Origin of the sequence: Micromonospora sp. M61, assembly GCF_018070245.1 — a bacterium.
GTDB classification, from domain to species: domain Bacteria; phylum Actinomycetota; class Actinomycetes; order Mycobacteriales; family Micromonosporaceae; genus Micromonospora; species Micromonospora zamorensis.
Map to the genome: position 1 here is coordinate 1 of NZ_JAGPYA010000112.1, position 8,995 is coordinate 8,995.

Below are 8,995 nucleotides of genomic sequence, written 5' to 3' on the forward strand. Positions count from 1 at the left end.
AGACCGTCCAGGTCTCCGCCTACCCCGACGCCTACGCCCAGTGGGAACAGCAGGCCACCGACCTCGTCGCCCAGCACTGGAACAGCTGACACCAACACTGAACGACCCGACCGCTGGCCGGCACCCCCGGGGGTGCCGGCCAGCGGCATATCCCGCACAACCACAACGACACCGACAACGAGACCCGGCAGACCTTGGACACTTTCCGTTAGCCGATAACGGAAACTGTCCAAGATCTCGCGTTGACGACGCGGCAGAGATCGCCCCCTCGGCACCCGGCAGGGGTGCGCCGGGGCCGCGGGGACTCGGCAGATCCGCGCGGCCCAGGTGCTGGCGGGGCGGTGCGGCACGCGGCACGCGGCACAGCACGCGGCGTCCGGTGTCCGAGTGCGGCACCCGGCACCCGGCACGCAGAATGCGGCACACGGCACACGGCGTCCGGTGTCCAGTGCGGCATACGTGGCGCCCCGCACCCGGTGCCGGTGGCCGGTGCGGCACCCGCGCTCGGCACAGGGCGCCCGGCCAGGGTCAGAAGAGGACCGTGGCGAGGGTGCCGACCGGCTGGAAGCCGCAGCGTTCGTAGACCCGGCGGGCCGGGAGGTTGAAGTCGTTGACGTAGAGGCTGACAGTGGGGGCGACCCGCAGCAACGCGTCGCGGACCACGGCTGCCATGGCGGCTGTGGCGATCCCTCGGCCACGCCACTCGGGTGCGACCCAGACGCCCTGGACCTGCGCCGTCCGCTTCGTCACCACGGCCAACTCGGCCTTGAACACGACCTTGCCGTCGACGAAGCGGGCGTACGCCCGACCAGCGCGGACCAGGTCGTTGACCCGCCGGCGGTAGCTGCGCCCGGCGTCCTCGGCCAGTGGGGAGACGCCGACCTCCTCGGTGTACATGGCAACTGCCGCGGGGAAGAGCCGGTCGACCTCGCCGGAGCGGACCTGGCGTACCTCCGGGTCGGCCGGTACGGGTGGCAGGGAGTCGGCGACCAGCAGCGGCTGGTTGGGGCGGACGTCTCGCGCTGGCCCCCATGTGTCGGAGAGCCGGTCCCACAGCCCGAGCACTGCGTCGGCCCGACCAACGATGGACGAGCACAACCGCTCCTCGCCCGCGAGCAGGTCGGCGAAGGCGGCCACCGCGGCGTCGCTCGCCAGCACCGGCGTCAGGTTGCCGCCGAGCCAGCACAGCGATTCGAGGTTGCGTCGTGCCCCGTACCCCAGGATTCTGCCCTCGGCCCGCCACCACGAGAGGCCGCGCGCGGCGATCCGTTCGGCGACCTGCGCGCCCGCGAACGGGTCATGGTCGAGTAGTCGCTCGACCGCGCGGCGCTCCGATTCCCCCAGTTGGCGTACCGGCACCGTCAGCACGACTCCCAGCCTGCCAGATCGACCCCCCGGTCCGCCGGTCGAGTGACAAGGCTGGCACCTGCTCTGTCGGCTCACTGAGCGGCCGGGTTCGACCAGCCCACCGGACGACCGGGGGCACCAGTGCCCCGAGCAGGAGGAACAGGCCACCGAGCACGAACCAGCCCGGTACGCCCCAGCCGAGCGCGAGGGTGGTCACCACCACCGGCGCGAGCATCTTGCCCAGTTCGTAGCCCATGCCGTACGCCCCCTGGTACTGGCCCTGGGCGTCCGCTGGCGCCAGCCCGAAGGAGATCCCCCAGCCGGCGGCGGAGTGCCACAGCTCCCCGGTCACGTGGGCGACCGAACCGCAGGCAAGCAGGCCGACGGCACCGGCCGTGGGCAGTGCGCCGCTGGCGGCGAAGAGTACGCAGGCCAGGGCGATGGCCACCCCCGCTCGACGGGCGGCACGGGCGGCTCCGGGCAGGGTGGCGGCGGCGCCCGCGGCGCGGACCTGGAGGAGCACCACCAGCACGGTGTTGACCAGGGTCAACGCGGAGATCATCCAGATGGGCGCCCGGGTGTGCCCGGCGATCCACAGCGGCAGAGCGATGGTGAGCAGGCTGAAGTGCATGGACATCAGCCCGTCGACCAGGGTGAAGGCAAGGAACGGGCGGTCCCGCAGGGCGACCAGTCGAGGGCCGTGCGCGGGGGCGGCGACCGGGGCGATGCTGGGCAGTCGGATGAAGACCACCGCTGCGGCCAGCGACGCCGCCGCCGCAGCCAGGATCAGCGCGACGTACCCGGTGCGGGTGTCGGCGGCGATGGCGAAGCCGCCGAGGACCGCGCCGACGGAGATCCCGACGTTGGTGGTGGCCCTGAGGTAGGCGCGGGTGCGTACCCGCTGGTCGGCCGGGATCGCTCCGGCGATCAGCGCGCCCCGCGCACCGCGCTCCACCGCGTCGGCGAGCGCCGTGGCGGCTCCCACCAGCACGAACGTGGGAAACGACCGGACGGCGATGAGGCCGACGGTGAGGGTGCCGGCGGCGAACAACGCGCCGACCTGTACGCCACGCGGGCCGACCCGGTCGGCCAGGTAGCCACTGGGTGTGCTGGCCAGCACGCCGACGAGGGCCGAGATGGTCAGGCCGATGCCCACCTGGGTCGCCGACAGGCCGACCGACCGGGTCAGGAAGAGCGCGCTGGCGACGAGCCACGACGGTCTTGACCAGGGTGCCGAGGGTGAGGACCCGGGCCGGGCCCGGTGGGGGAAGCAGGCGCATGACCGACACCCTAACAAGACGTACGTACGGTTTGTAAAGAGCCACTTGTCGACGATGCATTGCCGATATATCGTTGATGCATCAGCGACAGTACGAAGAGAGGGAGAACCCGATGAGGTTCCATCGACAGCACCACCCGATGCACGAGGCTCGGATGCGTGGGTTCGGCTTCCCGCCGGTTCCGCCCGGCCCGCACGGACATGGCGAGCACGGACACGGCGGCCCCTGGGGCGGTCGGGGCCGTGGACGGGGTCGGGGCCGACGCCCCAACGTCCGGGCGGCCGTGCTGGCTCTGCTCACCGAGCGGCCGATGCACGGTTACGAGATGATCCAGGAGATCGACTCCCGCACCGGCGGCGCGTGGCGGCCGAGCCCGGGCTCGATCTACCCCACCCTCCAACTGTTGGAGGACGAGGGCGTGATCGTCGCCAGCACGGAGGAGTCCGGCGGCGGACGGAAGCGGTTCACGGTCACCGAGGCCGGTCAGGCCGAGGCTACCGAGGCGGCGCAGACCCCGGCGTGGGCGGACGTCGCCCAGGGCACGGTGAGCAGCTGGCACGACATCCGCGACTCCGGCGCGCAGGCGATGAACGCGCTACGACAGGTCATGATGAACGGCACCGACGACCAGCGTGAGCGGGCCGCCCAGGTGCTCGACGAGACGCGGCGCAAGCTGTACGCGATCCTCGCCGAATCCGAGTGACACCGGCCCGCACCACCGCGAGGCGAAACCGCAGTGACGCGAGCCCCGCAGTGACGCGAGCCGCATCCACCGCACACCAACCACGCCCCGCACCGACGGGGCCGGGATGCAAGCAAAAGCGGCCGTTCCCCCGAGGGAACGGCCGCTTTTTCCAACTGGAAAATCAGTGCACGGTGACCGTCGGGCCGGTGATCAGCCCGCGCAGCTCCTCGGGCAGCTCGGCGCCCATCTCGTCGGCGATCCGCAGCGCCTCCTCGATCAGCGTCTCCACGATCTGCGCCTCGGGCACCGTCTTGACGACCTTGCCCTTGACGAAGATCTGGCCCTTGCCGTTGCCCGAGGCGACGCCCAGGTCGGCCTCGCGTGCCTCGCCGGGACCGTTGACGACGCAGCCCATCACGGCGACCCGCAGCGGCACCGGCAGCCCTTCCAGACCGGCAGTGACTTCCTCGGCGAGCTTGTAGACGTCGACCTGGGCCCGCCCGCAGGACGGGCAGGAGACGATCTCCAGGCCCCGCTCGCGCAGGCCCAGCGACTCCAGGATCTGGTTGCCGACCTTGATCTCCTCCACCGGCGGGGCGGACAGCGACACCCGGATGGTGTCGCCGATCCCCTCGGCGAGCAGGGCGCCGAAGGCGACCGCCGACTTGATGGTGCCCTGGAAGGACGGGCCGGCCTCGGTGACACCGAGGTGCAGCGGGTAGTCGCACTGCTCGGCGAGCTGCCGGTACGCGCGGATCATCACGACCGGGTCGTTGTGCTTGACCGAGATCTTGATGTCGCGGAAGCCGTGCTCCTCGAACAGTGAGCACTCCCACAACGCCGACTCGACGAGCGCCTCGGCGGTGGCCTTGCCGTACTTGGACAGCAGCCGCTTGTCCAGCGAGCCGGCGTTCACGCCGATGCGGATCGGCACCCCCGCCGCCCCCGCGGCGCGGGCGATCTCCTTGACCTTGTCGTCGAACTGGCGGATGTTGCCGGGGTTGACCCGGACCGCCGCGCAGCCGGCGTCGATCGCCGCGAAGACGTACTTGGGTTGGAAGTGGATGTCGGCGATCACCGGGATCTGCGACTTCTTGGCGATCGCGGGCAGCGCCTCGACGTCGTCCTGGGACGGCACGGCCACCCGGACGATCTGGCAGCCGGACGCGGTCAGCTCGGCGATCTGCTGGAGGGTGGCGTTGATGTCGGAGGTGAGGGTCGTGGTCATCGACTGCACGGACACCGGCGCACCGCCGCCGACCGGCACCGAACCGACCATGATCTGGCGGCTGGCCCGACGGGGAGCGAGCGGCGGGGGCGGCACGGCTGGCATACCGAGACTGATTGCGGTCACTTCAGGCACTCACCTTGAGAAGAGCGTGATGGGGTTGACCACGTCCGCGGCGATGGTCAGCAGCGTGAACGCGCCACCGATCAGGATCACCACGTACGTGAAGGGCATCAGTTTGAGGTAGTCCACCCGGCCGGGGTCGGCCCGCCCGATCCGCGCGTAGACCCAGGAGCGGGCCCGTTCGAACCAGGCGATGGCGATGTGGCCGCCGTCCACCGGGAGCAGCGGCAGCAGGTTGAACACGCCGATGAAGAAGTTCAGCGACACGAAGAGCATGAAGAAGACCAGCCAGGCGTTGTTCTCCACCGCCTCGCCGCCGAGTCGGCTGGCGCCGACCACACTGATCGGGGTGTCGACGTCCCGCTCGCCGCCGGTGAGGGCGGTCCACAGGGCGGGGACCTTCTGCGGGAGACGCTGGAGCGCCTTCACGGTGCCGACGGCCAGCTCACCGGTGAAGTCGGCGGTGGCACCGAAGGCGCCGACCGGCCCGTACGTCACGCGGGTGGGCGTGCTGGGGACGAGCCCGACGCCGAGCGCGGCCACCGGCGCGGCGGCACCGGTCGGGTTGTCCAGCGGCGGACGCTGGGTCTGCGCGAGCACCGTGCTGGTGGTGCCCGGCTGCCCATCGCGGACGTACGCGATCTGCGCGGTGTCGCCCGGCTTGAGCCCGCGCAGCGTGGTGAGCAGGTCGCCATAGGAGTTGACCGGCGTGCCGTTGACCGAGGTGATCCGGTCACCGTTGCGCAGTTGCGCCTGCGCGGCGGGGCTGGCCGCGTCGGCGCTCGTGCACGCTCGGACCGCGTTCTCCGGGACCACGCAATCGCTGAGCTGGATGACCGCGGGCTCCTGGCGGGCCTGCGCGTCGGTGGTCGGGAAGTCCGGGTTGGGCAGGCCGGCGGAGACGGCGAGGATCCAGATCGTGATCAGGGCGAGCGCGAAGTGCGTGACCGAGCCGGCGGCCATCACGATCGTCCGCTTCCAGACCGGGTAGCGCCACATCACCCGCGACTCGTCACCCGGCTCGACGTCGTCGTCCTGCGGAGTCATCCCGACGATCTTGCAGAAGCCGCCGAGCGGGATGCCCTTGACGCCGTACTCGGTTTCGCCTCGCTGGAACGACCAGACGGTGGGGCCGAAACCGACGAAGAACTTCGTGACCTTCATCCCGAACGCCTTGGCGGTCAGCAGGTGACCCGCCTCGTGCAGGCTCACCGAGATGAGAATGGCCAGGGCGAAGAGGACCACCCCGAGCAGGTACGACATCAAGCTCCTTCCACCGAACCCGCGATGATCTCCTGCGCGTGCGCGCGTGCCCACGACTCGGCCGCGAGCACGTCCTCGACGGTACCTGGTTCGGTGAAGTCCGGAGCGTCCTCCAACACGCGTTCGAGGGTGTCGACGATGCCGAGGAACGGCAGCCGGCCCGCCACGAACGCCGCCACGCACTCCTCGTTCGCCGCGTTGTAGATCGCCGGCCGGGAACGCCCGGCCTCCCCTGCGGCCTTGGCCAGCGCGACGGCCGGGAACGCCTCGTCGTCCAGCGGCGCGAACTCCCAGGTGTGCGCGGCCGTCCAGTCCACCGCCCTGGACGCCTCCGGCACCCGGTCCGGCCAGCCGATGCCCAGCGCGATGGGCAGCCGCATGTCCGGTGGGCTGGCCTGGGCGATCGTCGACCCGTCGACGAACTCGACCATCGAGTGGATCACCGATTGCGGGTGCACCATCACGGTGATGTCGGCATACGGCACGTCGAACAGCTCGTGTGCCTCGATCACCTCAAGGGCCTTGTTGACCATGGTGGCCGAGTTGATCGTGACGACGGGCCCCATGTTCCAGGTCGGGTGCGCGAGCGCCTGCTCGGGTGTGACCTGCGTCAACTCGTCGCGCCGCCGACCTCGGAACGGGCCGCCGCTGGCCGTGACGATCAACCGGCGCACCTCAGGGCGCGAGCCGGAGCGCAGGCACTGGGCCAGCGCCGAATGCTCCGAGTCGACCGGGACGATCTGCCCCGGCCGCGTCACCGCGGCCTTGACCAGCGGGCCGCCGGCCACGAGCGACTCCTTGTTGGCCAACGCGAGGGTACGACCACCACGCAGCGCGGCCAGCGTAGGAGCGAGGCCCAGCGAGCCGACCACCCCGTTGAGCACGATGTCGCACGGCCACTGGGCCAGCTCGGTCATGGCGTCGGGACCGGCCACGATCTTGGGAAGCTTGAAGTCGCCGGTGGCCCAGCCGCGCCGGCTCGCCTCGGCGTAGAACGCCAGTTGCAGGTCTTGCGCGGCGGACGCCTTGGCCACCCCGACCGCCTCGACGCCCAGTTCGAGGGCCTGCGCGGCGAGCAGCTCAACGTTGCCGCCGCCCGCACCCACGGCGACCACCCGGAACCGGTCGGGGTTACGCCGAACGATGTCGATGGCCTGCGTGCCGATCGAGCCGGTGGACCCGAGCAGGACAAGGTCGCGGGGGGAAGTCACGAGGCCATTCTTCCCCACCCCCGCTGCATGCCCACTGGGAGCCTCAGGCGTCCCCGTCCGACGCGTCCGGCAGCGCCTCCTCGCCGAGCAGGTCGGCCGGATCGATGGAGAACTCGAACGGCTCCCGCATGACGAAGCGCGTCCCCGCCGCAGCGGCAGCCACCGGGCGGTACTCCCCCTCGGTCAGCTCGTACAACGCGATGGTGGGCACCCGATTGCGCAGGTCAACCCGGAGGAAGAAGGGCACGCCGGCAGCGGCGTACTCACGTGGGCGGTCGATGATGTCCTTGCGCCGGTTTCCGGGGGAGACGATCTCCCCCAGAAGCACGGCGTGCCCGATGTCCATCGTCGTGCGACCGCCGCCGGGCGCATCGAGAATGACGATGTCCGGAATGAAGAGATCCTCGCCCGAGACGATGTTCGTCTCAAGATAGAGCCACAGTTTCGCGCGACGCGCCGCCTGCTTGAGGAGATAGGCGAGGTCCAGCTCCGCGTCCTGATGGTCGTACCCGGCATGTGGTGTCACGATCACGCTTCCGCTCAGGACCTCAACCTTGGGGCCGTTGGTCTCCGGCAACAGGTCGAGGGCGAGCTGTGCGGTCCACGGCTCGTCGTGCCACCGCAGCACGTCGAACGACGGCTCGGTGTGCTGCGGCGCCGGCTCCGGCGCGAACGCGGCCTGGGCCATCCGGACTCACCCCCTCAGCGGGACATTCTGCTCAGCTCAGCCTAGCCACCGCAGCCTCAGCTGTGCGTCGTCGCACACCGAGTCCGGCGTCCGCAAGGACAACCCTCCGTGCGTTGCCAAGCGCTGAGCGGTAGCAGTCTCTCCTTGGCTCACCGAAAGGGAGGTTCAGCGTCAGGAGACGCTACGCCGAGCACGTCACCCGGGTTAATGGAGCTGTCTTATTCCGGTTCGGATCTTACGGCACATTTCTAACAGAGATGCTTCGCTGTCGTCGTTCCCCTCAGCCCAACGCACAACAGCCAAGGCTTCAACAATCTTGAATCAAAACTCTTGCCGCAATGCTGCTGCCGCCTGAAGGTACTGACCAGGCTCTCCATGAAGCCTGATTATGCGAGCAATATCAACTAGGCCGCCACCAGAATCAATCGACGCGCGAACCATATGACGCCACTCTCCCGCAACAGGCATCACGGCCTGCGGTTCACTCGGGGCCCGTTGCCGTCCGACCGTCATGATCATGCGTCCGATCGACGGATAGCCCGCCGTGGCCTGCTCCGTAACATCAGCGGCGATCACGGTCACAGACGGGGGAACACCATGAACCAGAAACTCCAGGCCCGCGCGTTCGAGCGGGTGGCGCCGATCCTGAAGCCGGGGGAACGGCCGGTCACCGCGACCCGGGCGATGGTCGGAAGCTTCTCGGCCAGTCGGCTCGGGACGGCCGTCGCTCAGGGGCTGATCCAGGCTGCTGCCGGTGCGACGGGTGCCGCGCTGGCGCGGACCAAGAAGCAGTTCGTCGTGCTCACCGACCAGCGGCTGATCTTTCTGCCGCAGACCTTCCTCGGCGGGCCCGGCACCGGTGTTCTCGGCGAGGTGCCCCGGGAACACGTCGAGCTCGCCGAGGCGAAGATGGGCCTTGTGAGCCTGCTCCGCCTCGCCTTCGGCGGTACGGGGGACGGCGTCAGCCTGACCTTCCCGCGGGTGGACAAGAAGAACGCCGAGGAGCTCGCGGCAGCCCTGGCGCCGGTGCCGACCGCCTGATCGGGGCCGGCCCGCGTCGGCCTGGCCGCCGCAGCGGTGGCGTTGCCGGCACTGCGGCGGTGTCTCCGCGACGCACAGGCTTGATCGACTCGGGCTTACGGAAGTCGGGGTGTCCGCGTGCTGCGGACA

9 protein-coding genes are annotated in these 8,995 nt (G+C 70.1%); 2 read left to right on the forward strand and 7 right to left on the reverse strand.

Features of this window, described 5'->3' with window-relative positions:
* Positions 1 to 528: 528 nt before the first annotated feature.
* Both KBX34_RS32355 and KBX34_RS32360 read right to left on the reverse strand, forming a co-directional pair.
* Positions 529 to 1,368 (reverse strand): DUF4081 domain-containing GNAT family N-acetyltransferase, encoded by an 840-nt coding sequence (locus KBX34_RS32355; RefSeq protein ID WP_210792180.1) that lies wholly within the window; start codon positions 1,366 to 1,368, stop codon positions 529 to 531.
* Positions 1,298 to 2,503, reverse strand: coding sequence for an MFS transporter (locus KBX34_RS32360; RefSeq protein ID WP_307871547.1), 1,206 nt, complete (start codon positions 2,501 to 2,503; stop codon positions 1,298 to 1,300). Before KBX34_RS32360 ends, KBX34_RS32355 begins: the two co-directional genes overlap by 71 nt.
* Positions 2,504 to 2,739: 236 nt before the next feature.
* On the opposite strand from KBX34_RS32360, the gene KBX34_RS32365 reads away from it, so the two are divergent.
* Positions 2,740 to 3,330: a PadR family transcriptional regulator gene (locus KBX34_RS32365; protein ID WP_099851240.1), complete on the forward strand. Its 591-nt coding sequence runs from the start codon at positions 2,740 to 2,742 to the stop codon at positions 3,328 to 3,330.
* A 163-nt stretch (positions 3,331 to 3,493) separates the two neighbouring features.
* Here KBX34_RS32365 and ispG read toward each other — a convergent pair whose 3' ends face one another.
* From ispG to KBX34_RS32390, 5 genes are all read right to left on the reverse strand, one after another.
* Positions 3,494 to 4,666 carry a flavodoxin-dependent (E)-4-hydroxy-3-methylbut-2-enyl-diphosphate synthase gene (gene ispG, locus KBX34_RS32370; RefSeq protein ID WP_088946672.1) on the reverse strand — a complete coding sequence of 391 codons (1,173 nt, stop codon included), beginning with the start codon at positions 4,664 to 4,666 and terminating at the stop codon, positions 3,494 to 3,496.
* Positions 4,667 to 4,675: 9 nt separating this feature from the next.
* A complete protein-coding gene (locus KBX34_RS32375; protein WP_210792178.1) occupies positions 4,676 to 5,926 on the reverse strand; it encodes an RIP metalloprotease in 1,251 nt (416 codons plus the stop codon).
* Positions 5,926 to 7,137, reverse strand: a complete 1,212-nt coding sequence (gene dxr, locus KBX34_RS32380; protein ID WP_210928901.1) for a 1-deoxy-D-xylulose-5-phosphate reductoisomerase — start codon at positions 7,135 to 7,137, stop codon at positions 5,926 to 5,928. The genes KBX34_RS32375 and dxr overlap by 1 nt, the downstream gene beginning before the upstream one ends.
* Positions 7,138 to 7,180: 43 nt before the next feature.
* Positions 7,181 to 7,825: a Uma2 family endonuclease gene (locus KBX34_RS32385; RefSeq protein ID WP_210928902.1), complete on the reverse strand. Its 645-nt coding sequence runs from the start codon at positions 7,823 to 7,825 to the stop codon at positions 7,181 to 7,183.
* Between the two features lie 321 nt (positions 7,826 to 8,146).
* A complete protein-coding gene (locus tag KBX34_RS32390; protein WP_210928903.1) occupies positions 8,147 to 8,407 on the reverse strand; it encodes a hypothetical protein in 261 nt (86 codons plus the stop codon).
* A gap of 15 nt (positions 8,408 to 8,422) precedes the next feature.
* Here KBX34_RS32390 and KBX34_RS32395 point away from each other — a divergent pair, with 15 nt between their 5' ends.
* Positions 8,423 to 8,866, forward strand: coding sequence for a hypothetical protein (locus KBX34_RS32395; protein WP_088946668.1), 444 nt, complete (start codon positions 8,423 to 8,425; stop codon positions 8,864 to 8,866).
* Positions 8,867 to 8,995: the final 129 nt, after the last annotated feature.

What these genes read in the sequence shown, in the direction of transcription:
- KBX34_RS32365 (WP_099851240.1), top strand. Translation starts at nt 2,740, where the DNA reads ATGAGGTTCCATCGACAGCACCACCCGATGCACGAGGCTCGGATGCGT.
- KBX34_RS32375 (WP_210792178.1), bottom strand. Translation starts at nt 5,926, where the DNA reads ATGTCGTACCTGCTCGGGGTGGTCCTCTTCGCCCTGGCCATTCTCATC.
- KBX34_RS32385 (WP_210928902.1), bottom strand. Translation starts at nt 7,825, where the DNA reads ATGGCCCAGGCCGCGTTCGCGCCGGAGCCGGCGCCGCAGCACACCGAG.
- KBX34_RS32395 (WP_088946668.1), top strand. Translation starts at nt 8,423, where the DNA reads ATGAACCAGAAACTCCAGGCCCGCGCGTTCGAGCGGGTGGCGCCGATC.